Raw genomic sequence first — 25,994 nt, 5'->3', positions numbered from 1 at the left:
CCTTTTTTCAATCCACGGTTTTCTCTTCGATTTCCTGCTGCAAGCGCCTCAGAAAGCCCTCAAGCTCCATGTTCCCGAGGTTACCTATTCGTCGCCGTCGCACGCTCACCGTGCGGTGTTCCACTTCCCTGTCGCCCACAACAAGGATATAGGGGACTTTCCCAAGCTCGGCCTTACGGATTTTCGCCCCCAGGGTGGCATTCTCCTCGTCACACTCGACCCGGACATCCCGCTGGGCGAGAACATTGGCAACTTCCCGGGCATAGGGAGCGTGCCGTTCCGCAACGGGGAGCACCACAACCTGCACCGGAGCAAGCCACACCGGGAAAGCTCCGGCGAAGTGCTCAATGAGGATTCCCAGGAAGCGCTCGATGCTCCCGAGGATTGTGCGATGCAGCATCACCGGGCGGTGCCGTTCTCCATCCGCACCGATGTACACGAGGTCGAACTTCTCAGGCATGGCAAAATCAAGCTGGATTGTCCCGCACTGCCAGCGCCGTCCCAAGCAATCCCGAAGGTGAAAGTCAATCTTTGGCCCGTAGAACGCTCCTTCACCCTCGTTCACCGTGTAGGGAATGCGAACCTCCTCAAGGGCCTCCCGCAAAGCACTCGTTGCCATCTCCCACATCTCGTCAGAGCCGATGGACTTTTCAGGGCGAGTACTCAACTCCACCTCGTACTCGAAACGGAAAAGACGATAGAAGTACAGGGCAAGGTCGATGACGCCGATGATTTCCTGCTTTACCTGGTGGGGCTCCATGTAGATGTGGGCATCATCCTGGGTGAACGCGCGAACCCGCATGAGGCCGTGGAGCACTCCGGAGAGCTCGTGACGGTGAACGATGCCGAGTTCTGCCATCCGCAGAGGGAGCTCGCGGTAGCTCCGCAGGCGGCTCTGGAAAACGAGAATCCCTCCGGGGCAATTCATGGGTTTTATGGCAAACTCCCGGTCGTCAATGGTGGTGAAATACATGTTCTCCCGGTAGTGGTCCCAGTGTCCTGAGCGTTCCCAGAGACTCCGCTCAAGGATAATGGGCGTGCGAATCTCCTGGTACCCACGCTTCCGGTGCTCTTTTCGCCAGAGGTCTAAAAGGGTGTTGATAACGACCATCCCCCTGGGGTGGAAGAAGGGGAAACCCGGACCCTCCTCGTGGAGGCTGAAGAGGTCAAGGTCCCGCCCGAGACGGCGGTGGTCCCGGCGTTTTGCCTCTTCCAGGCGCTCAAGATACGCTCTGAGCTTTTCTTCGCTATCGAAGGAAATCCCATAAATCCGCTGGAGCATGGGATTCCCCTCTTTCCCCCGCCAGTGGGCCCCTGAAACGCTCAAGAGCTTAAAAGCCTTGATGTAGGATGTTGTCGGCACATGAGGCCCCCGACAGAGGTCGACAAATTCTCCCTGCTCGTAAATGCTCACCGTATCGTCCATAATCTCCTCAAGAATCTCCAGCTTGTACTTCTCTCCCCGGGCAGCAAAAATTTCCCGGGCTTCGTCCTTCGAAACCTCACGCCGGCGAAAGGGGATGTCCTCCTCAATGATTCGCCGCATCTCCTCTTCAATCCGGGGGAGATCCTCTTCAGAAAGGGTTCGGGGAAGGTCAAAATCGTAGTAGAAGCCCTCCTCAATGGCCGGACCAACCCCAAGTTTTGCCTCGGGGAAAAGCCTCTTCACCGCCTGGGCCATGACGTGGGAGGTACTGTGCCAGTAGATGGCCTTTCCTTGCTGGTCCTCAAAAACAACGTAGCGGGCGATTTTCTCTCTCCGGACCCCATCCCCGAGGTCCACAAGCCGACCATCCTCGGTCACTGCTGCCAGAGCGTTTTGGGGTTTCTCCTCCATGGTCTTTGCCTCCTCAATAAAAGAAAAAGCGCCAATCCCCCAGGGTGGCGCTTTGGAGATTCCTGGTGGGCGACACTGGACTCGAACCAGTGGCCTCTTCCGCGTCAAGGAAGCGTTCTCCCTCTGAACTAGCCGCCCACCTCATATCCTCTCTGGAGGCGGCACCCGGACTCGAACCGGGGAATGAAGGATTTGCAATCCTCTGCCTTAGCCGCTTGGCTATGCCGCCATTGGTATTCTGGAGCGGAAGACGGGATTTGAACCCGCGGCCTCCACCTTGGCAAGGTGATGCTCTACCCCTGAGCTACTTCCGCCCACTTCTCATGGTGCCGAGACCCAGAGTCGAACTGGGGACGCAAGGATTTTCAGTCCTTCGCTCTACCACCTGAGCTATCTCGGCACCTTCTGGCGGGGTCGACGGGATTTGAACCCGCGATCTTCAACGTGACAGGCTGACGTGTTAGGCCAGGCTACACCACGACCCCGCATTGCACCATCAATTTTACCCACTTCCCCTGCTTTTGGCAAGTCCCCCCTTTAGAATCGTCACACAAATCGTGCTTTCCCTCCACGCCGCAATCCTCAGAGAACCAGTTGCTCCGCTCAAAGGAACCTGCCAAACCGCCTCCAGAAAACGGCCTTCACCTGCCGGACAAAAAGCGAAAACCTCTCGCTGAGGGGTTCCCCACACCGTTACCGCTCGTAGTGGTACGAAGAAGAAGGAGCATATTTCTCCAAAAGAAGCTTCTGCGTCGTTGCAAGCTCCTCTTCGGTCCAAACACCGAACACCATCCCATCAAAAAGTTCACCAAAACGTGCCGTCATGGCAGCAATAAGGTCGTGCTTTTCAAGGTTTCCTTGTACCTCCAGAAGACCGAGGGCACCCTCGCAGAGTTCCCGAAAAACCCTCTCCTTCTCCCGGAAACACGAGGCAAAAAGTGACCGGTACAACGAGAACGGAATAGATCCTTCAAAGAGGTTTCCTCGGGAACTCCGTGCCTGGGCAATTCCGGCAACCTTTTTCCCGGAAACGGCAAGCTCATGGGGAAGGGCCAGAGAGAAACAGGCTGGGGACCGAGGTGAGGGAGCTTTAGAGACACAAGCATCCACAAAGACCCCAACGTCGGCGAAGGCTTTCTCCAGAACCCCCTGAACAATGCTGTAGAGCACCCGGTGAGGGCAGGGAATCGGGAGGAAGAAACTGAAGGTAACCTCGTCTCCGTGGAGGATTGCTCTCCCTCCCGTAGGTCGGCGAACGACGGGAATCTTTTCCTCCTGGAGAAAAGGAACATCAAGATCTTCCGTCCTCTGATACCGCCCAAGGGAAAGCGTGGGTGTGTTCCAGGAAAAAAAGCGCAGGGTTGGTACCTCTCCCACAAGGAAGAGGGCCTCGTTCCGCGCCATGTTCTCATACCCCGAAAGGGGCGGATCCTGAAGAACCCGCAGAATCCCCTGAAACCTCATCCCTCAGAGGAGCTTCCGGTACGCCGAAGCGTCAAGGAGAGCGCTCCACTCGCCTTCGTCCTCGTACTGGATGCGGCAAATCCACCCTTTCCCGTAGGGGTCCTGATTCAAAAGTTCTGGGTGCTCTCTGAGCGCGTCGTTCACCGCCACGATTTCCCCAGAAAGCGGGGCGTAGAGATTGGACACGGTTTTGATCGACTCCACGTCCCCGATGCGCTCGCCTTTTCTCACTTTTGCTCCCACTTTCGGGAGCTCCACGAACACCACGTCGCCAAGCTCCCCCTGGGCGTAATCGGTGATGCCGCAGAGCACCGTCCCGTTTTCCTTTCGCACCCAGAAGTGCTCAGGGGTGTAGAGAAGGTCCTCAGGAATGTGCATCAGCGAATCCCTCCTTCGACAAAATGGAGCGGAGAATCGAAAACAGCCTCTGCGGCTTCCATCACCGCTTCAGAGAGGGTTGGATGGGGATGGATGGCCGAAGCAATCTCATGAGGCGTTGCCTCAAGGCCCATGGCAAGAATCCCCTCCCCGATGAGATTTGAAGCCGAAGGGCCGATGATATGGACGCCCAGGATTTCCCCGCTCTTCTCGTCGCTCACGATTTTCACAAAGCCCTCCACCTCACCTTCAATCAGGGCTTTGCCGTTGGCCCGAAAGGGAAAACGGCCACAGCGGACCCTGTACCCCTGGGCCTTCGCCTCGTCCTCGGTGAGACCAACAGAGGCAATTTCAGGGAAACTGAAGATGCAATTTGGCACCACCCGGTAGTCGATGGTGGCATGCTCTCCACAGATATTCTGCACCGCAACCTCCGCCTCCTTGTAGGCGACATGGGCAAGGAGGTGTTTCCCGTTGACATCTCCTGGAGCGTACACCCAGGGAAGAGAGGTCCGGAGGGTCGCATCGGTCACCACCGCTTTCTGGTTCATTGCAATACCTATTGCCTCAAGCCCGAGGCCTTCCGTCGCCGGCACCCGGCCCACAGCAACGAGCACGTACTCTCCGGAGGCAACTTGGGGCGTACCGTTCTCAAGGTAAACCACTTCGAGTTTCTCACCGGCTTTCCGGATTTCCTGAACCTTCGCGTTCACGTGAACCTTCATCCCCTGCCGCTCCACAATCCGGGTGAGGAGATCCGTCACCTCCCGGTCCACCGGGGGGAGAACCTTGGGCATCATCTCAATCACTTCCACAAAAACCCCAAATCCCTGGAAGATGCACGCCATCTCCATCCCGATAACCCCACCGCCGACGACCACCATACTCTTTGGGAGTTCCGGAAGGTCCAGGGCCTTCTCGCTGTCGATGACCCCAGGGAGGTCGCTCCCGGGAACGGGAAGTTGTGCTGAACGAGAACCCGGAGCAAGGAGGACGAAACGGGGCTGGAATTCCCGGATGACCTTTCCATCCTGGTGCACCTGAACTGTCCGGTGACCGGCAAAGACGGCAAATCCCTGGACAACCTCGACCTTCGCCCTCTCAAGAAGCAACCGGACACCTCCCGTGAGCTGGCGCACAACCCGCTTTTTCCGCTCGAGGACCTTCGCCCAGTCAAGCCCCCGGTATTCCCCCAAAACCCCGAACTCCTGCGCCCGCCGCACGAGGTGGGCAACCTCCTGCGCCTTGAAAAGCGCCTTCGTCGGGATGCATCCCCGGTTGAGGCATGTCCCCCCAAGATCCCGGGCTTCCACAAGGACGGTTTTCAGTCCTTTTCGGGCACCACGAAGGGCACCGGCGTATCCTGCCGGTCCACCGCCGATAACAAGGAGGTCTACCGTTTCCATCCCGTCACCTCCACTGGGGGAAACTGTCCGGGTCCTGGAAGAAACGATCAATAGCCCGGGCCGCTCTCTTCCCCGCCCCCATGGCGGAGATTACCGTCGCTGCTCCAGTGACGATATCCCCCCCGGCGAAAACACCCCGCAGGTTCGTCGCCCCGGTCTCGGGATCCGCCACGATGTACCCGCGCCTGTTGAGGGCAAGACCCTTGATGGTTTCAAGGAGCAGAGGATTCGGCCCCTGACCAATGGCCACAACAACCGTATCTGCAGGGATGATGAACTCCGACCCCGGAATGGGCACTGGACGGCGCCTCCCCGATTCATCCGGCTCCCCAAGCTCCATCTGGATGCACTCCATCCCCGTCACCCAGCCGTTCTCGTTCCCGACGAAGCGAACAGGAGTCGTGAGGATGACGCAGTTCACGCCTTCCTCTTCCGCCCGCTCAATTTCCTCAATCCTTGCCGGCATCTCCTTCTTCGTCCGCCGGTACACCAGGCAGACCTCTTCTGCCCCGAGTCGCAACGCCGTACGGGCGGCGTCCATGGCGACGTTCCCTCCACCGATGACCGCAACCCTTCTTCCAACCTTGATGGGCGTGTCGTATCTGGGGAAAAGGTAGGCCTTCATGAGGTTTGAGCGGGTGAGGAACTCGTTGGCCGAGTAGATGCCGTTTAGGTTCTCTCCGGGAACATTGAGGAAGTACGGAAGCCCAGCACCCGTTCCAATGAAGAACGCCTCATACCCTGCATCACGGAGGTCCTCAAGGGTGAAGGTCTTCCCGACCACCATGTTCACCTGAATCTCCACCCCAAGGGACTTCACGTACTCCACTTCCTGGCGTACGATGGCCTTCGGAAGGCGAAACTCGGGAATCCCGTACACCAGGACTCCCCCGGGGGCATGGAGGGCCTCAAAAATCGTCACCTGGTATCCCATTTTCGCCAGCTCTCCAGCACAGGTGAGCCCCGCAGGACCAGAACCAATCACCGCAACTTTTTTCGGGATGGGGCGAGGAAGCGGCGGCGTTGTGATACCCTTTTCCCGCTCGTAATCGGCCAGAAACCGTTCAAGGTATCCGATAGCGATGGGTTGCCCCTTCTTCCCCAGAACGCACTCTTTCTCACACTGGTCTTCCTGAGGACACACCCGCCCGCAGATGGCGGGGAGGCTATTCTTCTCTTTGATTTTGGCGATGGCCTCGTCGAAACGCCCCTCCCCCAGGAGCTTGATGAACCCTGGAATATCAATCTCCACTGGACACCCTTTGACGCAGGACGGCTTCTTGCACTGGAGGCACCGCCGCGCCTCTTCTACGGCGACGTCTTCGGGGAGTCCGAGGGGCACTTCGAAGAAATCCCGAATCCGTTCTTTCACCGGACGTTGCGGCATTTTCGGTCGGCCAAAGAGGCGATCAGAAGCCATGGGAAACTTCCTCCTTTGCTTTCTCCGTAAGCCAGAGGTCAACAGCCCGTCGCTCCTCTTCAAGGTACGTTCTCTGGCGGGCCAGAAGTTCGTCGAAGTCCACCTTCCAGCCATCGAAGACCGGTCCGTCCACGCAGGTGAAGCAGCATTTCCCGTCCACCGTCACCCGGCAACACCCACACATTCCCGTGCCGTCGACCATGATGGGGTTGAGGCTCACAAGGGTCGGCACCCCGTAGTCTTTTGTGAGCAGGCTCACCATCTTCATCATCATGACCGGTCCTACCGCCACCACAAGGTCCACCTTTTCCGACTTCAAGACCCGCTCAAGCACATGGGTGACGAAGCCCTTTTCCCCGTAGGTCCCATCGTCGGTCGTGACGTAGAGCACATCGCTCACTGAGCGCATCTTCTCTTCCCAGAAAAGGAGGCTCGCCGTCCGGGCGCCGATGATTGAAGTGACCTTATTCCCACAAGCCTTCAAGGCTTTCGCCTTGGGGTAGGTCGGGGCAATACCCACCCCTCCACCCACGCACACCACGTGGCCGAAATATCTCTCCTCAATCTCCCGCCCCAGGGGTCCCACAAAGTCCAGGATGTCGTCACCCTCCTCAAGCTCCCCAAGCATCATGGTCGTCTTCCCCACTTCCTGGAAGATGATGGTCACCGTTCCGAGAGTAGGATCGTAATCGGCAATGGTGAGGGGAATGCGCTCTCCCTCTTCGTTTACCCGGAGAATCACGAACTGCCCGGGTTTTGCTTTTTTCGCCACCCAGGGCGCCTCAACCACCATGAGTTTGATCTGTGGGGTCAGCACTTCCTTTTTGAGAATCCTCGCCACGTCCATCCTCCTCCGAAAACTGATAGCTCTTTTCCCAAAAGAGCCACTCGTAGTGTGTCGCTCTGGAAAAAACCGCAAAGACCTCCTCCTTCTGCCAGGACGCCGCCTGAGAGGCTTCCTCTTCAAGGAAAGCGAGGAAACCCTCCACGAGACTCCCGTATGCCTCTCCAGCGTAGCTTTCGATGAAGGTCCGGTAAATGGAGGGCGTGTGGTCACAGAGCTTTCCAGCATACCGGAGCCCGATATCCCGGTAGCTCACAAAGCAGGGGGCAAGGGCCACAAGGATTGCAAAGGGGCCGGAGGTGAGCGCCGTACGGAGGAGAAAATCGCCGTACTGCAGGGTCACATCGCCCGGAGGGAAGGGGACGAACCCTTCTTCTTTCTCGAGAAGCTCGTGGAGGGCGATTTCCCCCTGGACCGTCTCATGGAGAAGCCGTACGGCAAAACGGCGAAGGTCCCGAGCGTTGGCCTTCGCCACAAGGATTCCAAGGGTCGCCAGCATGTCCTCAAGGTAGTGGTCATCCTGGCTCAGGTAGTAGAAGAACTTCTCCCGGGGCAGGGTGCCACAGGCAAGCTCCACCAGGAACGGATGCTCAAGAATCCCCTGCCACTTTCGCTCCACACTCTTTCGAAGTTCCTCGAAAAACCCCTGCACGGTCCCGGCTCCTTCCTGGGGGATTATACCATAATACCGGAATTTGCCAACTCCTGGCAATGGACACCACCTCGTTGTCGAAGGATGAGAAAACGAAGTTCAGGTTCCTCATTGGACGGGCTGCGGGGAAATTCAGGGGGTACTACTACCGGCCTCTGCCCCCCCTGAAGAGCTCGAAGCCATCCTCCTCGCCCGCTCCAGGAAAGCATGAGGAAAACGTCGCAAGGAACGCCCGATCACCCAGCCAGCTGCCACGAACTGGCCGCAGCCTGTGAGCAGGACCCGCACCGTTTTTTTGTCGCGGTGGAGCTTCAAAACACCGGTAGGAAAGAAGTGGCTGACAACGGGCACTGTGTTTCAAAAGATGTGCACATTGACGACCCCAAGAACGACAGAAACACTCTGTGCTGAGGAATGCTCCTGGCGCCTTTCTGGCCAGGGCCTTCTCGGACTTCAAGAGCAGTAGCTCAGCACCCTGAAGGCGGGCGCTCAAGAGCTCCTTCCCATGACCCTCCAGGCCCCTTCCGATTCGGCCACGAACGTGGCCTCGTCGTCCCTTTCCTCCTGCCCCCCAGGGTGTTTCTGGAAGGCATAGGTGGCGCCGACTTGAGGTGGCATCAAGTTCTCGGGAGTAAGAAGCATTCCAATGGCCTCGTTCCTGTCGAATCTCCGCTGCACTCCCAGGATACTCTGCAAGGTTTGCGGCTTTTCTTACGGATTCCCAAAGGGCAGGGATTTCACAGAACCTGGTTGCGTTACCTTTGCGGACTTCTCGTCCACGTCGTCGAGATTGCAGGCATGAGATTCCAGGATTTCCATAGCCTCCTTGAGGCCAATTTTCTGAGGATAGACCTCCTTACAGAGTTTACCGTCGATGAGCTCGATAATCCAGTCGGCCTTCAGCGCCACATCCCGGTTGTGGGTCACCATAATCATCGTGGTGTTCGATTGTTGCCGAATTTCATTTAGAAGCTCCAGCACCTGCTCCCCGGTTTTCGTATCAAGGGCCCCGGTGGGTTCATCGGCGAGGATGAGCTGGGGGTCGTTGAGGAGGGCCCGGGCAATGGCCACACGTTGCTGCTGACCTCCAGAAAGCAGGGTGATACGCTTCCTTGCGGCATCTTTCAGGCCCACCCGTTCCAGAAGGTACATGGCTTTCTCTGTGACCTCTTTGCCAGGTTTTCCGGAACCAATCCAGTAGGGGATGAGGACGTTTTCTAAGGCGTTGAACTCTGGAAGAAGGTAGTGGAACTGGAAGATGAACCCCAGGAACCTGTTCCGAAAGCGCGCCAGCGCCTCGTCGGAGAGCTTCCCAAGGTCCTGCCCTTCGATGAGAACGTGGCCGCTTGTTGGGCGGTCGAGGGCTCCAATGATATTGAGGAGCGTCGTCTTACCCGATCCGGATGGCCCAATGAGCGCCAAAAACTGCCCTCGGGGAACGGCCATGGTGATGTCAAAAAGAACCTGGTACTTCACCGCTACTCCATAGACCTTGTTGACCTTCTGCAGTGCAACGAGCACCGGTTCATCCATTCCGAATCACCTCGATAGGAACGAGTTTCCTGGCCTGTCGGGCCGGAGAGACAGCCGCAAGGAGACTCGCCACGGTGGAAATCACGACAATGGCCAGAAGCGTCGCAGGTTGCACGGTAATGGAGAAGGAAATGGCGCCACCGCTGGATTTTGCCGCCTGCTGGAAAAGGCGAATGAGGAAAAACCCCACAAGAGCTCCCGAGAGCGAACCAAAAGACCCCAGGATGGCTCCCTGGGCGAAGAACACGAGGCTCACCCCGGTATCGGTCGTGCCCATGGCCTTGAGGATGCCGATTTCCCGGATACGCTGGGTGACCGAGACCACAAGGACACTGGCAATCCCCAAAGTCACCGCAAGGAGCACGAAGAACTGAATGAGATAAGAAGAGAAGCTCTGGCTTCGTAGGGCACTGAGGAGCTGCTGGTTTCGGGTTTGCCAGGTTTCAATGGTGTATTCGGGGAAGACCTTTCTGAGCTCTTCGGCGATGCGCTCGGACTGGAACACCTGGTCAATCTGGATTTCTATGGCCGATATGGCACCTTCCAGGTCAAGGAGCGTCTGGGCCGGGGTAAGGTCCAAGAAGACCCAGGAGGCGTTGATGACTTTGTTCCTCAGGTCGAAAACACCGTTTACGGTGAACGTTCCGTTTCTCCCCGAAGGCGTGGTGATCGTGATGATGTCCCCTACCTCAAGCCGCAAATCTTCGGCAAGGACTTTCCCTACAAGAACCCCGCTACCACCGGTCTGGGGGATTCCCCGAATCGTGCGTTCCCGAAGCTCGTAAATGCGGTCTGCCTTTTCGAGAACAACCCCCTTAAGGAGCACGCTCTTTGTCAGCTCGCCTCTACGGACCACCCCGGTACCCTCAACAAGAGGAGAAACAGCCCGAAGGTCAGGGCGAGCAATGAGTTGCTTTTCGATACGCTGCCAGGAGAGAATCTTCGCCTCTTCCTTTACCGGGCCAGCCAGACGACTCAGAACCAGATTCCCTGCAGAACGGAGGATCGAAAGGGGTATGCGATCTTCCGGAACGATGAGGATATGGGGAGCATCGCCAACGGTCTGGTTGATGAGATTGGCCTGAAGCCCGGCTATCAAGGAAGAGAGGAAAAGCTGGATGGCCACCCCCACGGTGATGCCAAGGATGATGAGAAAGGTCTGAGAACGGGAGGTTGTCAAAAAACGCCAGGCCATAAGGAGGGCAAAGCGTAGCATCTCACTCGGTGCTCCTTTCGCCAAGAACCACGCGCTTCCCCTCTCGAAGACCCCTCGGGGAAAGCAGAATGGTTCCGGAGGGAAGATCCGTGGTCTGTATCCACTCTTCAAAAGGCGTGACATGCAAGAGGCGCACAGGATACGCCCTCCCTCCTTTTGCAACCCACACGGTGTCTTTATCCGCGAGGTACCGTTTCGGGAAGGCCAGGATTCCTTTTTCTTCCCGGAGGATGATTTCCACATTGACCGCCGCGTTCGGCTTTGTGCCGGTGAGGGGTGCGTCAAAGAGCAAAGCGACCTCCACCGTGCCCTGGGCAGTATCAATGGCCGGAGCGATCTTGGCAATGGAAGCAGCAAGGACTCTTCCCTGAGAGTCGGCCTGCTCTCTCACCAGGGCTTTCATGCCCGGCCGGATTTTCCTGTACTGCCGCTCATCGACGCGGATCACTACCTGGAAGGGGTTCTCCCCCAGCACCACGACGGTCTCTCCTGCCTGAACGAACTCTCTGGGGTTCTTTGGGAAGGAAACGACGATCCCATCGACAGGGGCATAAAGCCGGCGTTTCTGCGCATCGATTTCAGCCTGAAGGAGCTCAAGCCGGGCCCTCTCGACCTGTGCCTTAGCCTCGAGAAAAACGGGGCCGTCTTCCTGAACACCCATGAGGTTCAGCCGGGTGGTACGCTCTAAGGACAGGGCGGTTTCCCAGTCCCTTTCGGCCTTTTTCAGTTCCTCTTCCGGGATGCTCCCCTGGCGAAAGAGGAACTGGGCCTTCTGGTATTGCTCAAGCGCCGCCTGGAGGTTGATGGTTGCCCGGCGGTGCTCTTCTTCGGCCAGTTTCCGCTGGTACGATTCGATTCGCCTGAGGTTGATCTCGGCAAGGGTCAGTTCCGTCCGGGCCAGCTTGAGGCGATTTTGCTCCAGGGAATCCTCAAGGGCGGCAAGGAGCTCCCCCCTCCGGACCCTCGCCCCTTCCTGGGTAGACACCTGCTGCAGGATTCCCGACACTGGGAAGGACAGGACGAGCTCTCGGGAAAACTCGATGCGACCGGCAGCTACTAAGGTTTCCGAGAGGTTCCGAGATGCAAGCACGAAGTACTCCGTTTTCTGCGGGGCGACATTGCGGTACAGGAGGAAAGCACCGAAAAGGACAACAGGAATAGAGAATTGCCAGAACTTCCTTCTCATCGTTCAACCTCTCCATATGCTCCTGGAAGCGGTATTTTTGGTTTTCAACCGCAATCCGGGTGCTTTTATTTCTGGATACGAAGATCTCCTACTTGGAACACGGATGCGCGGTGCAAAGTGAGGATTGTAGGCCCCGGAGAGACGTGGAGAGGTCTAGTAACCCAAAAACAACGATGGGGTATCTCTGCAGAAAGGTGGCGTGACCACCCTTCTGCAGAGAGGATCACACGGCCTGCGGTGGGTTAGCAGGATCGTAACGACTCATGAGGAATATGGCCTTGGTGGGGCAGGCCATCATGCAGGCCCCGTCACCGATGCAGTTCTCGGGACGGACGACCTTCGCCACTCCGCCCTGAATCTCCAGCACGTTGGGTCCCAGTTTCTTGCAAAGCGAAACACAGTGAGCGCAACCCATGCAACGAACAGGATGGATTTCGAGGATGTTCCCCTTGACGAAGGTCCGTCCAAAAGCCTGAGCCAGCTCGACCTCGATTTTCATGCTTTCCACCGTTCCACCCCCAGGGAATCCATTTTAAGCATTGTAGTTCAAAATTCCTTCTTTGTCACACATGGTACTCTCGGTGTGGCTCAACTCAAAACACCACGCGCTATTCTGCTCTGTGATGCCACTTACGGAAGTTCAGATGGGGCAATACGCCACGCGCAAGAGGAGACTTCGCTCGAAGGTAAGAGAGCCTCAATCTCAGCACCAAATCACATCTCTGGTGCGAGAGGCGGGAGTCGAACCCGCACGGGCTTTCGCCCACTGGATCCTAAGTCCAGCGCGTCTTCCGTTCCGCCACTCTCGCAGGGGCAGAAAAATTATAGGGTTTCTTTCCGTTGAGCGTCAACTGCAACCTCTACCCCTCAACCTCTGCACAAAGAATCCCCAAAAGTGCCTTTCTCATCCCTTACCCCTTCCTCAAGGTGAAGCTTCTGATGTCGCCTGAGTTATACTCCAGGCCCCGGATACAGGAAACGGTCCTCAAGCGGGGAATCCGGCAACCCTTGACATCCACTGCTCCTCATAGTATATTTACCCTGTCCGGTGGGCCGTTAGCTCAGTAGGTAGAGCACCGGACTTTTAATCCGGGTGTCGCAGGTTCGATTCCTGCACGGCTCACCAGGTTTTTCAAGGCTTCCGGTAACCTGGTCATCCCGCACAATTCCGCTTTGACAGCAATTCGACAGCAACGCCGCTCAATTTCCATGGCGGACCGAGGAAAGAACCCCACGAGGTTTTTCCACCGCTTGCTCTTTCAATCCCGGCAGAGCCTTGCGGGAGGTGTCAGGAGTGAGGGCAGTCGAGGCATGGCCTAAGAGTTCTTGAACCACCTTGAGGTTTTCGCCAGAGGCAAGTTTCTGAGCCATAGACAAAGAGCAGAATGGAAAAGCCCCGGGGAATTCCCCGGGGCTTCCTGGTCCTTCCCTTCACACCCGGAATACGGCCACCGCCTCCTGGAGTTCCTCGGCGATTTTACTCAGGGTCTCGACGGAAGAGGTAATCTCCTCAAGGGAAGCGCTCTGCTCCTCGGTGGATGCGGAGACCTCTTCGCTTGAGGCGGCGTTCTCCTCAGCAATGGCGGCAAGAGAGGCCACCTGCTCGGCAATGGCGGCGATGTTCTCGGTGATTGATGCCACAGCCCTGGCGATGTCCCCAAAGAAGCGGATGACCTCGTTCTGCACCCCCTCTACGTCCCTCCGGGTCCCCTCGAGGACATCCCGGGAGGCACTGATCCGGGCAATGGCCTCCCGGACCTTTCCGATGGCGTTGATGATGTTCTGGAGCCCCCGGACCACGTTCTGGGCCTGGGAGACGCCTTCTGCCACCTCGGCGCTTGTCCGGTCCATGCGGTGCACGGCATCCTGGGTGTCCTTCTGGATTTCGGCGACGAGCTGAGCAATCTGCTGGGCCGCCTGGGCTGAGCCCTCGGCGAGCTTCCGCACCTCTTCGGCCACCACCGCAAAGCCTCTTCCGGCCTCTCCGGCTCTTGCGGCCTCAATCGCGGCATTGAGAGCAAGGAGGTTCGTCTGTTCCGCAATCCCGGTGATGACGTCCACAATCCGTCCAATCTCCTGGGAGCGGCCCTCGAGCTTAGCGATGCTCTGGCCCACCTCCTGGGAGATCTGGGCGATGCGTCCGATGTTCTCCACGAGGAGGCTCAAGGCCCCCCGGCCTTTCTCTGCCTCATCGGCAACGCTTCCACCCTCCCGCACCGCCTCCTCGATGTTCTTCGTGACCTCGGTAAGGGCTTCGGCGTTCTTCCTAATCCTTTCTCTGAGCGTCACCTCAAGGAGGTTGAGGTTCTTCTTCGAGAGTTCCTCGATGTTCTTCGCCTCATCGCTCACCTCATGGACCCTCTCGTTGAGCTTCTGGAGCTCCTCTCCCTGGCGGTTTGCTCCATCGGCAACCTGGGCAATGGTTTTGGCAATCTCCTGGGTTGCCCGGGAGACCTCGCTTACCGAGGAGGTGAGCTCTTCGCTTGAGGCGGCAAGGGTCATGGCGTGGTTCACCACGCTCCCGACGACACTCTGCCACCGCTTGACCATCCCGGCAAACGCCTGGGCCATCACCCCAAACTCGTCTCTGCGGCGCAGGTGCGCTTCCTCCACCGAAGCGGTGAGGTCTCCCTGGGCAAGGCGCTCAAGGTGCACCACCATGCGCTTCACAGGGGCCACAAAGCTTCCGCTCAAAACGAAAGCAACAAGCGCCACGGCAACCCCCACAACGGCAAGAAGGAGGAGGGCAAACTGTACCTGTGCCCGGACGGGGGCAAGGATTTCCTGAACGGGGAATACGCCCACAGCCCGCCAGTCCTTCCAGTTGTCCCCCGAGAAGTACCGATAGGGCTCGACTTTCGCAAAGACCCCAAACTGTTCCACTCCCCGGAAGGTGTACCGCACGGTCCCTTTTTCTTTCTGCAGGGGCTCGTTGAGGAACCCAAGGCCCAGCTCCTCAAGGGTTTTCCCAACAAGGGACGTATCAGGGTGGGCAACGATGTCTTTGTGCTTTGCGCAGTACACGTACGGGTACCCGGTCTGGGCAAGGCGAACACCCTGGGTGATTTCTTCGCTGATTTTCGCGGCATCGAGGCGCAGGGTGACGACGCCGGCGAATACCCCGTCCCTGTCGTACACGGGGGCAGCCACGTTGAGAACGTACACCCCAAGATCCCGGGAGAGGCGGATGTCGCTCAGGTACGGTTTCCCTGTCGCTTTGGGGACCTGGAACCACTCAAGGTCGCTTTTGTCCTCACCCACTTTTCCCGTTGAATCGGCAACCTGGATGCCCGAGGCGTCCGTGAGGGAAGCAGAAAGCGCAAGGGGGTGGTCCTTCACGAACTCGGCGAGAACCCGGGACTTCTCCTCAGGGGGCATCTCCGGGGAGGTCAATGTGTGGTCTTCTGCGAGAAAGTGGGCGTACTCGATGTTCCTCGAGAGGGTTGAGGCAAGCTCCTTGGCGACTCTCTCGACGATGACTTCGGCGTTCTCAAACTCCCACTCCATGAGGGTGTTCTGAAAACGCGTGGTGCTGAGCCATGTGAGGACAGCAAGGGGGACAAGGGACACAAGGAGGAAGAACGCAAGGAGCCTTCCCCGCACACCAAAGGCAAGACGTGCTTTCTCCTCTGGCATAGGCAACTCCTCCTTTCCGCATATTTTCTACCCGCTTATTATCGTCACCTTCCCCGAAACTTTTAGCGCTCCTATGCTACAATACCGCCATGATTGAGCGGAAAACTCTCCTTGCCGATTTCGCTCTCCTTGGGGTAACCGTTATCTGGGGAGGGACGTTTGTGACCGTGAAGCACCTCCTCGCGAGCACCCCTCCCCTGGCCATACTTTTGTGGAGGTTCCTCGTGGCCTTCGGGGTGCTTCTCGTCTTTTCCCGACCGAAGACCTTCAGGGTGCTTTTTTCCGGGACGCTCCTTGGGGGAGCGCTCTTTTTGGGGTACCTTTTCCAGACCCTGGGGCTTCTTTACGTCACTCCGGCACGCTCGGCGTTCATCACCGGGTTCTGCACGCTCATCGTGCCGATTTTCGCCCTCGTGATCCTTCGGACACGGCTGGAGAGGACGCTTCCTGCAAGCATTGCCCTTGCGCTCTTTGGGCTTTTCCTTTTGACCAGTGGGGACGGAGAGGAGACGTCACTTTCCGTGGGAGACTTCCTGACTTTCCTCGGAGCGGTAGCCTATGCGCTGCAGATTGTCCTTGTTGAGCAGTTCGCAAAAAGCAACGACGCCTTTGCCCTGGCGACCGTCGAAATGGGAGCAGTGGCGCTCTTCAGCGCGCTTTCCGGGGCTCTCTTCGGGGAAGAACGCATGCTCCCCCAGGGATTTTCCGCCTGGGGGAGCATCGTGTTCCTTGGCGTTGTGGCAACGGGAATCGCCTTCACCGTGCAGAAGGTTGCCCAGCGCTACACTTCTGCAACCCATGCAGGGATCGTGTTCGTTGCCGAGCCGGTCTTCGCCGCGCTTTTCTCGTATCTCCTTTTTGGGGAACGCCTCACAGGGCGAGGCATCGCCGGATGCAGCCTCATTCTCCTTGGCATCCTCACCACGCAGCTACGCCTCAGTCCTGGCGTTCCATCTCCTCGACTTTTAGCTCAAACTCAAGACCCTCGAGGCAGAGAAGGTCGATGATTTTCTGCAAAAGCGCTTGCTCCTCCGCCCGACTCAGAGGGCTTCCCTTTCGCTTGAATTCCGAAAGCACAATCTTCATGCCCCTTCTCCTCCCCGTCTGAGCTTTTTCAGAGCCTCCTCAATCCGGTCCATGGCTTTCGCAAGGTTCTCAAGGGAATTGGAGAACGAAATCCGGATATACCCTTCTCCGTACTCTCCAAAAGCCGTCCCCGGTACTGTAGCGACCCCAGCTTCCTCAAGGAGATAGCGCATCATCTCCTGAGAGGAAAGCCCGAAGGCGGTGATGTTCGGGAAGATGTAGAAGGCACCCCGGGGTTTCACAAAGGTCAAGCCCTCAATCTCCCGCATACGCTCCACGAGGAAATCCCTGCGGCGGCGGAACTCGGCAACCATCTTCCGGACGGCGTCTTCGCCATTGAGGAGTGCTTCCACTCCCGCCATCTGGGTGAAGGTGCAGGTGCAGGAGTTCGAGTTCGTCACAAGGAGCGCAAGAAGGGGAGCGAGTTCTCTGGGGAGAACGGCGTATCCCAGGCGCCATCCGGTCATGGCAAAGGTCTTCGAGAAAGCGTCAAGGAGAATGGTACGCTCTTTCATCCCGGGAAACTGGAGGATGCTCACATGGGGCTCGTCATAGATGATTTCGCTGTAGACCTCGTCGGTGAAAATGAGAAGGTCCTCTTCCTCGGCGATACGGGCGATTTCCGCCATGTCCTCACGGGTCAGAACCGACCCCGTAGGATTCCCGGGAGAGTTCAGAACGATCATTTTCGTCCTGGGAGTAACCAGGCGCCGGAGCTCCTCAACATCCACCCGGAAGTCGTTCTCCTCCCGGAGACGAAGCGGAACGGCCTTCGCGCCGACGAAGTCGATGATCGAACGGTAAGCAGGGAAACCCGGGTCCGGATAGATGACCTCATCGCCCTCTTCGAGGAGGAGAAGGAAACTCAGGAAAATCACCGGTTTTGCCCCGGGGGTGATGATAACTTCTTCCGGGGAAACATCAATACCCCGGCTCCTTTTCATGTACACACAGACCGCTTCCCTGAGCTCGTCTATCCCGGCAGAAGGGACGTAGTACGTGTGTCCCTCGCGGATGGCCTGAATTGCCCGCTCTTTCACGTTCTCCGGAGTATCGAAGTCCGGTTCCCCAATTTCAAGATGAATGATGTCCTTGCCCTGCTTCTCGAGCTGTTTCACGAGTGCCAGAATCTCAAAAGCCCCCTCCCCCCGGAGCCGGCAAACCCGATCCGCCACGCAAGCCTTGAGATTGGCGACCTTCTTTATACCCTCCGTGATTCTCATACCCTTTCACCTGCCCTGTTGGCAATACTTTACTGGGCTTTACGGGCTTTTGCAAGACCTTGTGGCGATTTTTCTCACCTCTGAACAAGGAGCGCCACCGTCTCAAAATACGGCGTCTGGGGAAAGAGGTCGAAGAACGCCAGCTTCATCAGGTTATACCCCCGGTCTCTGAAAAGGGCCACATCCCGAGCAAAGGTTCCGATGTTGCAGGACACATAGACCACCTTTTTCGGGGCAAGGGAAGACACTCGCTGGACGACTTTCTTGTCAAGGCCTGCCCGGGGAGGATCCACGATGACCACATCCACATGGAAGCGCGAAGAGGCGAGGAGTTTCTCCACCCTTCCTAAGATACAGGTGAAGTTCGTCCGGCCGTTCCTTTTTGCGTTCTCAAAGGCGTCTTCCACAGCTTTGGGGTTCTCCTCCACTCCCACGACCTTCTCCACTGCATCGGCCACAAAAAGGCCAATACCTCCTCCACCACAGTAGAGGTCAAGAGCAGTCGTCACCGGGCCATCGGCAAGGGCGTACTCCCGAACCTTGGCGTACAGCGCTTCGCAGAGCAAGGAATTCACCTGGAAGAAACTCTCGATAGAGACCCGGAAACTCAAGCGGCCAACGTTCTCAAAAAAGTAGGGTTCCCCCCAGAGAACGTGTTTCTCTTCAAAAATCAGTGCGCTGGCCGGGGAATTGTTGACGATGTGCACAATCCCCCGCAGTTTTGGGAACATCTCCCGGAGCGTCCCCACGAGGAATGCCTTTTCCGGGAGGTCGAAACTCCTCGTGGCAAGACCCACAAGGAGCTCACCGGTTGTGGGACTGTACCGCACAAGGAGGTTCCGCAAAACCCCTACTTTTTGCACCGGGTCGTACCCGGGGATCCGGTGTTTCTTCCCGTACTCCCTGGTGAATTCAAGGAGCCTTTCCACAAGGTCCCGCCGCATAAGGAGACACGTCTTAAGGTCCACAACGTCCCAGAAGCGGTTGGCCGGACGAAGACCAAGTACAAGCTCGCCGTCTTTCTCCCCAAAGGTGAACTCCATTTTGTTTCGGTACTCAAAAGCCCGGGGGGAGAGGACAAACTCCTCACAGTGAACTTTTTCTAGAGCAACTCCCCCAATGCGCTCGAGGATGTTTAGAGCGTGCTTCCTTTTCAAGCGAACTTGCTCCTCGTACTGGACAAACTGCAACTGGCATCCCCCACACCCCTCAAGGAAATGCGGGCAGGGAGGGGTGACGCGGGCAGGGGAAGTCCTGAGTACCTCAAGGGCCTTTCCCGTGGCAAAGCTCCGCTTGACCTTTTCGACCTCCACCCGGCAGAATTCGCCCTCAAGAACGAGGGGAACAAAGACCACAAAGCCGTTTCTCTTCAGAACTCCCTGGCATTCCGGGAGCGCAAAATCGAGCACCTCTCCCTCGAAAACATCGCCCCTTCGCACACTGAGTTCCTTCACCACACTGAAGCCTCCTCACTCAGCCAATTGTCTTTCTGATGCAATGCGCATCAAGATGTTTTCGTAGAACGATTCCTCCGCCGAATCACCTCATAGAGCGCAATGCCCGTGGCTACAGAAACGTTGAGGGAGGAAACCAATCCTTTCCCGGGAATCCGCACCGTATAATCGCAGAGGGAACGAACAATCCTCCGGATGCCCTCGTTCTCCCCACCCACCACAAGGCCAACCGGAAAGGGGCCAGGGTCGATGTCCCAGATGCATTGCTCCCCATCCACCTCAAGACCCACGATGACAAAGCCTTTTTCCTGGAAAGCACGTACAATTTCGGTAAAGTTGTTCACCTGGATGACTTCCGCAACCTCCAGGCCCCCTGCAGCAGCCTTCACCGCTTGAGCACCAAGCGGCGCCGAACGGGCTTTGCTCACCACAACCCCATCGACACCAAAAAAAGCGGCCGTCCGGATGATGGCTCCGAGGTTCCTCGGGTCCTCCACCCGGTCCACAAAGAGCACCAGGGCGTCCCGTCGATTCCGAGCACGCTCAAGGAGGTCCTTCCAGGAAAAACCCTTCTTCTCCCCACAGAGGAGAACAACTCCCTGATGGACGGCATCCCTCCCCACGAGATTCTCCAGAACCTCGTGTTCCACCCGTTCCACAGGAACTCCAAGACTTGTAGCAAGGCTTTCGATACGTCGCACAAGGTCCCCGTGGGTGTTCCTCGCAAGCAAGAGTTTTTCGAACACCCGGCGCCGGGCCCGAAGGGCCTCAAAGACCGGATGCCGCCCGTAAATGTACTCCGTCACGCTTCCTTTTCCTCCTGCCTGTACCAGCGGGGCCCAAGAGGAGTATCCTCAACCACATACCCCAAAGCCTTAATGCGTTCCCGCAGAGCATCAGCCTGTGCCCAGTTTCTTGCTCTCCGGGCCTGCTCCCGTTCCTCCACAAGTTCCTGGACCTCCCGGTCCTCAGCCCCCACTTCTTCCCAGGGGACAATACCGAGAATCTCCTCCACAGTGTCAAGAAAAGCAGCCATCGCCTCGAGGGCTTCCTCGCTCCATCGTCCCCGCGCCGGGAGAAGGTACTGGTTACCGAAGCGCATGAAATCCCCTAAAACCCCCAGGGCCTGAGGCGTGTTGAAATCGTCGGCCAGCGCTCTGAAAAAAAGCGAGGAGAATCTCTCAACTTCCCCAACAACATCACCTTCTCTTTCGGCCTGCCACCGCGGGTTTTCCCGAACCTTACGCCGGATAAAGGCAAAGTTCCTCAGGAAGTTCTTCGTCCGCTCCAGAAACTGCGCAGACGACTCAAGAAGTGCTTCGTCGATATTGATGGGATTGCGGTAATGGGTGCCAAAGAGGGCAAGGCGCAGGGCTTTGGGGTTATACCTTTTTGTGAGCTCGCGGACCGTGATGATGTTCCCCAGGGATTTGGACATTTTCTCGGCGTGAATGTTGACGTACCCGTTGTGGAGGAAGTACCGGACAAAGGGCTTCCCCGTGGCCGCCTCACTCTGGGCAATTTCGTTCTCATGGTGCGGGAAGATAAGGTCCACTCCTCCAGCATGGATGTCCAGTGTCTCTCCAAGGTACTTCATGGCCATCGCTGAACACTCGATGTGCCAGCCAGGGCGACCCTTCCCCCAGGGGCTCTCCCAGAAGGGCTCACCGGGTTTTGCGCTCTTCCAGAGTACAAAATCCGCCGGGTTCCGCTTGGCGTACCGGGCTTCTACCCGGGCGCCTTCCTGGAGCTCCTCAATGCGTTTTCGAGAGAGCTTCCCGTAGTGGGGAAAGCGAGAGACGTCAAAGAGGACATCCCCGTCGACCACATAGGTGAAGCCCTTTTCTTCAAGTTTCCTGATAAGGGCAATGATTTCAGGGATGTGGTCCGTAGCCCTGGGATGCACCGTTGCCCGTCGCACCCTCAACGCTTCAGCGTCATGCCAGTATTCTGCGATGTACTGCTCGGCCACTTCTTTCGGGTCCCTCCCAAGTTCCTGAGCCTTCCGGATAATCTTGTCATCGATATCGGTGAAGTTCTGAACAAAAAGCACCTCATAGCCCACTTGTTCCAGGAACCTCCGGAGGGCGTCAAAGAGCACGAAAACCCGGGCGTTCCCGATGTGGATGAGGTCATACACCGTCGGACCGCACACGTAGAAACGAACTTTCCCCTGCTCAACCGGAACAAAAACGTCCTTTTCAAGGGTCAGAGTATTGAAGAGTCGAATCTCCATGGTCACTCCCTACTCTTTGAGTGAATTGCTCAAGGCTCTCCAGCACCCTCCTTTTCCCCAGAGCCCAGAGAAGGCGGTGGAGTTCTGGCCCTTCCTCCCGCCCTATGAGGAGAACCCGCAAAGTACGATAGAACATCCGGGGAGGAATGCCGCTCTCTTTCTGTGCCCTACGGAGTTCCTCCCGAAGGTGTGTCTCGTCTGCAAAGGTATCCTCAGGAATCCTGGAAAGCACCAGAGAAATCGTGGGAAGGAGGGCCTTGTTTTCCCCTGCCAGGGCCTTTGTCTCCCCAAGGGCAAGGGAGAGAGAAAGTACGAGGTCTTTCAAGGTCGAGGCTTCCTCCTGAAAGAGCGCAAGGAGCCTGAGGAGACGTTCCTCTCCAAGGGTTTTCTCCCACGCTTCCCACATTGTCCCTGCAAAGGCCCGTACCCGTTCCCTCAGAACTTCCAGGGGGAGTTCCCGCAGATACACCCGATTCATCCAGGTAAGCCTTGCGATGTCAAAAATTGCGTTGCTCTTGCGTATTCTCCGGAGGTCGAAAAGTGCAACGAGTTCTTCCTGAGGGAGAAGTTCTTTCTCCCCGGGGAAGGAATGCCCAAGGGTCAGGAGGTAGTTGAGGAGCGCTTCCTTAAGGAAACCCTCTTCCCGGAAAAAGCGAAGGCTCGTATCCCCGGATCGCTTGCTCAGCTTTGCCCCATCCGGGGAGAGAATGACGGGAACATGGGCGAAGAGGGGAGGTGGAAATCCCAAAGCCTCGTACAGGAGCACCTGGTAAGGCGTATTGGGAAGGTGCTCTTCCCCCCGCAGAACATGGGTGATACGCATGAGCGCATCATCCACCACGCAGGCGAAATTGTACGTGGGAAGACCGTCTGGTCTCACGAGAATAACGTCGGTGAGCGCATCGGTGGCGAAGCTCACCCGTCCTCGCACCAGATCCTCGACGGTGACTGTTCTCCCCAGGGGAACACGAAAACGCCATGAAGGCCTCCGGCCTTCCCTCTCAAGAATCCTCCGCTCCTTGGGAGTGAGGAAGAGGCAGCGGCGGGAGTACCGGGGTGGTCGACCTTCCTCAAGGGCTTCTTCCCGTTCCCTCTCCAGTTCTTCGGCGGTGCAGTAACAGGGGTAGACATACCCTTTCCTCTGGAGCTTCCTCAAGAATTCTTCATAAATCGCCCTCCGTTCCGACTGACGGTAGGGGCCAAAGGGTCCTCCCTTGTCGGGACCCTCGTCCCAATCCACACCAAGCCAGGCCAGATCCCCACATATGGCCTGAACGAATTCTTCCCGCGATCGAAGGGGGTCGGTGTCCTCGATTCGGAGCACAAATGCTCCCTTTGCTTTCCGGGCAAAGGCCCAGTTGAAGAGTGCTGTGCGTGCGCTCCCGAGGTGCAAAAATCCTGTGGGGCTTGGCGCAAAGCGGGTCCTCACCTTTTCTTCCACCGAATCACCTCGATACGGACACTGTCCACTCCTGCCCCTTCAATCCCCAAAGCTTTCGCCGCGACGAGGGAGAGGTCCACCACCCGGTTCTTCCGCCAGGGACCACGATCGTTGACCTTCACTACCACGCGCTTCCCGTTCCTGGGATTGGTCACCAGGAGCACACTCCCCAGGGGAAGGGTTCGATGCGCCGCGGTGAAGGCGTATGAGCTGTAGGTCTCACCTGAGGAGGTCTTTCGCCCATCGAATTTCGGATGGCAAAAAGAGGCAAGACCGGTGAACGCCTTCTCCACCTCGCATGTTCCTTCGGATACCCCGTAAAAGGCCATCTGGACTTCGTTCAACCACAGGATGGCAAGGTCCAGCGGATTGGAAGAGTTGGAGCGAGCATCCTCCCAGAAAACGGAAAAGAGCCTTTTTCCACCGCAGAACGCACTGAAAGCCCCGCTTTGCTCCCGCACAATGCGAAAAGTGGGAGGACTTTTCCACGAAGCGGCGAACACCTCCTGGAGCCGTTTGAGGATGGCTTTTGCCCGCTCCTCGCAGGAAGCATAGGACCCGCGAAAGCGAACGCGCAACAGTACCCGTCCATCAGCGAGAATGACGAAAACACCCCGTTCCTCCGCAAGAGAGAGTTTTGGTTGCGCCTGCGCAGACGGTGCCGCGACAAAAACCCCAAACACCACAAGGAGCAAAATTCCTACGGCTTCCTTTGCACCAGGAGACTGACGGCAAAACAGCACATTCCTTCACCCCTTCCAATGCTCCCGAGGCCCTCGTTGGTCGTGACCTTGAAACCAACCTGCTCTTCAGGCACACCCAGAACCCGGGCAAGGCTTTCCCGGATGCGGGCCACAAAGGGGGCAATTCTGGGTTTTTCGGCAACAAGCATGACATCCACGTTCCCGATGTCCCACCCTTTTTCCCGAACCCTCACCACCACGTCCTCAAGGAGTCTGATGCTCTCCGCATCACGCCATTTCGGGTCCTGAGGCGGGAAAAACTCCCCTATGTCTCCAAGACCACAGGCCCCAAGGAGACTGTCCATAAGCGCATGGCACACCACATCTCCGTCAGAATGACCCAAAAGTCCCCGTTCAAAGGGGATGAGCACACCCCCGAGAACGAGCCTGCGCCCCTCAACAAGAGGATGGATATCGTATCCCAGGCCTACCCGGTACGGGACCATCGCACTCTGAAGCGGAGCATCTCCTCAGCCAGGAGAAAGTCCTGAGGAGTGGTGATTTTCAGGTTCTCCTCCGACCCCAGGACAAGGTATACCGGAACCCCAAGACGTTCCACAAGCGAGGCATCATCGGTCCCCTGAAAACCCTCTTTCCTGGCCTGCTCAAAGGCCTGAAGGATGAGGCCCACACGAAACGCCTGAGGCGTCTGAGCCCGCCATACGGTCCTGCGGTCCAGGGTCTTCTGCACCGTCTGCCCATCGAGGGAGAGCTTTAGGGTATCCACAGAAGGAATGGCCACACATATGGCCTCGTGTTTCCTCAGCCCCTCCACACACCGCCACAGAACCTCCTCCCCCACCAGCGGTCGCACCCCATCGTGGATGAGGACGAAATCCTCAGGATGGTCCCGGTACACCTTCACTCCCTCGTACACTGAGTCCTGGCGCGTGGCACCACCAAACACGTACCGTCTGACCTTGCGGAAACGGTATCTTTCGAGAATCTCCCGCTCGAAAATCTTCTCGTGCAGGGGATGAATGACCACGGTGACTTCGGTAACGGGCTCAAACCGTTCAAAAGCTTCAAGGGTGTGCGCCAGAACTGGCTTTCCAAGGAGCGGAAGATACTGCTTGGGCAAAGCAGCATTCATTCGTTCTCCAACTCCTGCCGCCACCACCACGGCGAAAAACGACGAACCCAGAGGTCTCACCCTTTCGTTTTCAGGCGGGCGAAAATCATCCGTCCCGCGGGAGTCTGCAGGACACTGGTGACAACCGTATCCACGGTGGCATTGATGTACTTTTTCCCCTCCTCCACCACCACCATCGTCCCATCGTCAAGGTAACCCACACCCTGATCCGCCTCTTTCCCCTCTCGAATAATCTGGACCCGGAGTTCTTCACCTGGAAGCACATAGGGTTTCAGGGCGTTGGAGAGCTCGTTGATGTTGAGGACTTCCACACCTTCAAGCTCGGCAATTTTGTTCAGGTTGAAATCGTTGGTGATGACCCGTGCCCCCATGATTTTCGCCAGCTTGATGAGTTTGGCATCCACATCCCGGATATCAGGGAAATCTCGATCAATGATGCGGATGTTGACCTTCTTTTCCTTTCTCATTCTATTCAGGATGTCAAGACCGCGCCGACCACGGTTCCGCTTGAGAGGGTCCTGAGAATCCGCAACCTGCTGGAGTTCCCGGAGCACAAAGCGGGGGATCAGGAGTTCTCCCTCGAGAAAGCCCGTCCTGCAGATATCCGCGATTCGCCCGTCCACAATGGCACTGGTGTCCAGGATTTTCCCCGTTGCCCCCTGACCTCGCAAAAACCGCACCCGGGGAAGACCGGTGAGGAGGGACACAATGTCATCCTTTCGAAGGAGAAAAATCGCAAGACCAAGAGCCCCACAGATAATGGTCACCACAAGCGGTAGTGCCGCATTCTTAAAGGGCAAAAAGGATATCGGATAGGTCAGGAGGACCCCAATAACCAGTCCGACAATGAGCCCTCCAAGACCAACGAGGATGTCGACTGCCGAAGTCCGGGAAAGCACCCCTCCCACCACAGTGAAGGCCTTTTCCAGGGGTTTCACAAACCGCATGCTGACCACCATCACCCCTAAAGCGGCAAAAAGGGCAAAGAGCGTATTCCACAGACGAGAAGACCATGGAGCAAGAAAGAAGGAAAGCATGAAGACACATCCTGCCAGCAAAGCACAGAACACCAGGGAAACCACCTTCCCCATACCCAACACCTCCGCCCCGCTTCTTGAGAAACCCACATCCCAGCATCACGAAAAC

General features: G+C 57.3%; 23 protein-coding genes and 7 tRNA genes. 2 read left to right on the top strand and 28 right to left on the bottom strand.

Annotated elements, in window-relative coordinates; translation table 11 throughout:
* Window positions 1-7: 7 nt before the first annotated feature.
* The 18 genes from thrS to ACP6EK_RS05995 all read right to left on the bottom strand — a co-directional run bounded on the left by thrS (window position 8) and on the right by ACP6EK_RS05995 (window position 12,745).
* On the bottom strand, window positions 8-1,837 hold the full coding sequence (thrS, locus tag ACP6EK_RS06080; protein ID WP_438314108.1) for a threonine--tRNA ligase: 1,830 nt from the start codon (window positions 1,835-1,837) through the stop codon (window positions 8-10).
* A 63-nt stretch (window positions 1,838-1,900) separates the two neighbouring features.
* Window positions 1,901-1,975 (bottom strand) — tRNA-Val (locus tag ACP6EK_RS06075).
* Window positions 1,976-1,990: 15 nt separating this feature from the next.
* Window positions 1,991-2,066: transfer RNA gene (locus ACP6EK_RS06070), tRNA-Cys, on the bottom strand.
* Between the two features lie 10 nt (window positions 2,067-2,076).
* Window positions 2,077-2,151, bottom strand: a tRNA-Gly gene (locus tag ACP6EK_RS06065).
* A gap of 10 nt (window positions 2,152-2,161) precedes the next feature.
* Window positions 2,162-2,237, bottom strand: a tRNA-Phe gene (locus ACP6EK_RS06060).
* A 6-nt stretch (window positions 2,238-2,243) separates the two neighbouring features.
* Window positions 2,244-2,322: transfer RNA gene (locus tag ACP6EK_RS06055), tRNA-Asp, on the bottom strand.
* Between the two features lie 208 nt (window positions 2,323-2,530).
* On the bottom strand, window positions 2,531-3,301 hold the full coding sequence (locus ACP6EK_RS06050; RefSeq protein WP_438314105.1) for a lipoate--protein ligase family protein: 771 nt from the start codon (window positions 3,299-3,301) through the stop codon (window positions 2,531-2,533).
* Between the two features lie 3 nt (window positions 3,302-3,304).
* On the bottom strand, window positions 3,305-3,679 hold the full coding sequence (gcvH, locus tag ACP6EK_RS06045) for a glycine cleavage system protein GcvH (protein ID WP_438314102.1): 375 nt from the start codon (window positions 3,677-3,679) through the stop codon (window positions 3,305-3,307).
* Window positions 3,679-5,085 carry a dihydrolipoyl dehydrogenase gene (lpdA, locus tag ACP6EK_RS06040; protein ID WP_438314099.1) on the bottom strand — a complete coding sequence of 469 codons (1,407 nt, stop codon included), beginning with the start codon at window positions 5,083-5,085 and terminating at the stop codon, window positions 3,679-3,681. Before lpdA ends, gcvH begins: the two co-directional genes overlap by 1 nt.
* A 4-nt stretch (window positions 5,086-5,089) precedes the next feature.
* Window positions 5,090-6,505, bottom strand: coding sequence for an NADPH-dependent glutamate synthase (gltA, locus tag ACP6EK_RS06035; RefSeq protein WP_438314096.1), 1,416 nt, complete (start codon window positions 6,503-6,505; stop codon window positions 5,090-5,092).
* The gene (locus ACP6EK_RS06030) at window positions 6,495-7,346 is read right to left on the bottom strand and encodes a sulfide/dihydroorotate dehydrogenase-like FAD/NAD-binding protein (protein WP_438318916.1); all 852 of its coding nucleotides are present in this window, start codon (window positions 7,344-7,346) and stop codon (window positions 6,495-6,497) included. Before ACP6EK_RS06030 ends, gltA begins: the two co-directional genes overlap by 11 nt.
* Window positions 7,288-8,061, bottom strand: coding sequence for a TenA family protein (locus ACP6EK_RS06025; protein ID WP_438314093.1), 774 nt, complete (start codon window positions 8,059-8,061; stop codon window positions 7,288-7,290). Before ACP6EK_RS06025 ends, ACP6EK_RS06030 begins: the two co-directional genes overlap by 59 nt.
* Before the next feature lie 429 nt (window positions 8,062-8,490).
* The gene (locus tag ACP6EK_RS06020; RefSeq protein WP_438314090.1) at window positions 8,491-8,679 is read right to left on the bottom strand and encodes a hypothetical protein; all 189 of its coding nucleotides are present in this window, start codon (window positions 8,677-8,679) and stop codon (window positions 8,491-8,493) included.
* Between the two features lie 33 nt (window positions 8,680-8,712).
* Window positions 8,713-9,534, bottom strand: a complete 822-nt coding sequence (locus ACP6EK_RS06015) for an ABC transporter ATP-binding protein (RefSeq protein WP_438314087.1) — start codon at window positions 9,532-9,534, stop codon at window positions 8,713-8,715.
* Entirely contained in the window at window positions 9,527-10,750 is a 1,224-nt protein-coding gene (locus tag ACP6EK_RS06010) for an ABC transporter permease (protein WP_438314084.1), read from the bottom strand. Before ACP6EK_RS06010 ends, ACP6EK_RS06015 begins: the two co-directional genes overlap by 8 nt.
* Before the next feature lies 1 nt (window position 10,751).
* The gene (locus tag ACP6EK_RS06005) at window positions 10,752-11,936 is read right to left on the bottom strand and encodes an efflux RND transporter periplasmic adaptor subunit (protein ID WP_438314081.1); all 1,185 of its coding nucleotides are present in this window, start codon (window positions 11,934-11,936) and stop codon (window positions 10,752-10,754) included.
* A gap of 223 nt (window positions 11,937-12,159) precedes the next feature.
* Complete coding sequence (locus ACP6EK_RS06000; RefSeq protein ID WP_438318913.1) at window positions 12,160-12,435, bottom strand: 4Fe-4S dicluster domain-containing protein; 276 nt, start codon at window positions 12,433-12,435, stop codon at window positions 12,160-12,162.
* A gap of 224 nt (window positions 12,436-12,659) precedes the next feature.
* Window positions 12,660-12,745: transfer RNA gene (locus ACP6EK_RS05995), tRNA-Leu, on the bottom strand.
* A 241-nt stretch (window positions 12,746-12,986) separates the two neighbouring features.
* Between ACP6EK_RS05995 and ACP6EK_RS05990 the strand changes: the two genes are divergently transcribed.
* Window positions 12,987-13,062: transfer RNA gene (locus ACP6EK_RS05990), tRNA-Lys, on the top strand.
* Between the two features lie 305 nt (window positions 13,063-13,367).
* Here the strand turns inward: ACP6EK_RS05990 and ACP6EK_RS05985 are convergent.
* Window positions 13,368-15,572: a methyl-accepting chemotaxis protein gene (locus ACP6EK_RS05985; RefSeq protein WP_438314078.1), complete on the bottom strand. Its 2,205-nt coding sequence runs from the start codon at window positions 15,570-15,572 to the stop codon at window positions 13,368-13,370.
* Between the two features lie 89 nt (window positions 15,573-15,661).
* Here ACP6EK_RS05985 and ACP6EK_RS05980 point away from each other — a divergent pair, with 89 nt between their 5' ends.
* Entirely contained in the window at window positions 15,662-16,579 is a 918-nt protein-coding gene (locus ACP6EK_RS05980) for a DMT family transporter (protein ID WP_438314076.1), read from the top strand.
* Between the two features lie 75 nt (window positions 16,580-16,654).
* On the opposite strand, the gene ACP6EK_RS05975 is transcribed toward ACP6EK_RS05980, so the two are convergent.
* From ACP6EK_RS05975 to ACP6EK_RS05935, 9 genes are all read right to left on the bottom strand, one after another.
* A complete protein-coding gene (locus ACP6EK_RS05975) occupies window positions 16,655-17,881 on the bottom strand; it encodes a pyridoxal phosphate-dependent aminotransferase (RefSeq protein WP_438314073.1) in 1,227 nt (408 codons plus the stop codon).
* A 74-nt stretch (window positions 17,882-17,955) separates the two neighbouring features.
* Entirely contained in the window at window positions 17,956-19,335 is a 1,380-nt protein-coding gene (gene rlmD, locus ACP6EK_RS05970; RefSeq protein WP_438314070.1) for a 23S rRNA (uracil(1939)-C(5))-methyltransferase RlmD, read from the bottom strand.
* A 50-nt stretch (window positions 19,336-19,385) separates the two neighbouring features.
* Window positions 19,386-20,141 (bottom strand): 23S rRNA (guanosine(2251)-2'-O)-methyltransferase RlmB, encoded by a 756-nt coding sequence (gene rlmB / locus ACP6EK_RS05965; protein WP_438314067.1) that lies wholly within the window; start codon window positions 20,139-20,141, stop codon window positions 19,386-19,388.
* Window positions 20,138-21,571 (bottom strand): cysteine--tRNA ligase, encoded by a 1,434-nt coding sequence (cysS, locus tag ACP6EK_RS05960; RefSeq protein ID WP_438314064.1) that lies wholly within the window; start codon window positions 21,569-21,571, stop codon window positions 20,138-20,140. The genes rlmB and cysS overlap by 4 nt, the downstream gene beginning before the upstream one ends.
* The gene (gene gltX / locus ACP6EK_RS05955) at window positions 21,537-23,012 is read right to left on the bottom strand and encodes a glutamate--tRNA ligase (RefSeq protein WP_438314062.1); all 1,476 of its coding nucleotides are present in this window, start codon (window positions 23,010-23,012) and stop codon (window positions 21,537-21,539) included. Before gltX ends, cysS begins: the two co-directional genes overlap by 35 nt.
* Complete coding sequence (locus ACP6EK_RS05950) at window positions 22,997-23,755, bottom strand: septal ring lytic transglycosylase RlpA family protein (protein ID WP_438314059.1); 759 nt, start codon at window positions 23,753-23,755, stop codon at window positions 22,997-22,999. The genes gltX and ACP6EK_RS05950 overlap by 16 nt, the downstream gene beginning before the upstream one ends.
* Window positions 23,713-24,201, bottom strand: a complete 489-nt coding sequence (ispF, locus tag ACP6EK_RS05945) for a 2-C-methyl-D-erythritol 2,4-cyclodiphosphate synthase (protein ID WP_017889074.1) — start codon at window positions 24,199-24,201, stop codon at window positions 23,713-23,715. Before ispF ends, ACP6EK_RS05950 begins: the two co-directional genes overlap by 43 nt.
* Window positions 24,183-24,908 (bottom strand): 2-C-methyl-D-erythritol 4-phosphate cytidylyltransferase, encoded by a 726-nt coding sequence (gene ispD / locus ACP6EK_RS05940; protein ID WP_438314056.1) that lies wholly within the window; start codon window positions 24,906-24,908, stop codon window positions 24,183-24,185. The genes ispF and ispD overlap by 19 nt, the downstream gene beginning before the upstream one ends.
* Complete coding sequence (locus ACP6EK_RS05935; protein ID WP_438314053.1) at window positions 24,905-25,939, bottom strand: PIN/TRAM domain-containing protein; 1,035 nt, start codon at window positions 25,937-25,939, stop codon at window positions 24,905-24,907. Before ACP6EK_RS05935 ends, ispD begins: the two co-directional genes overlap by 4 nt.
* Window positions 25,940-25,994 lie beyond the last annotated feature (55 nt).

Origin of the sequence: Candidatus Caldatribacterium sp. SIUC1 (assembly GCF_051549785.1) — a bacterium.
Lineage (GTDB): Bacteria > Atribacterota > Atribacteria > Atribacterales > Caldatribacteriaceae > Caldatribacterium.
The sequence above is the reverse complement of the archived record's forward strand: the minus strand, read 5'-3'. Positions and strand labels throughout refer to the sequence as shown.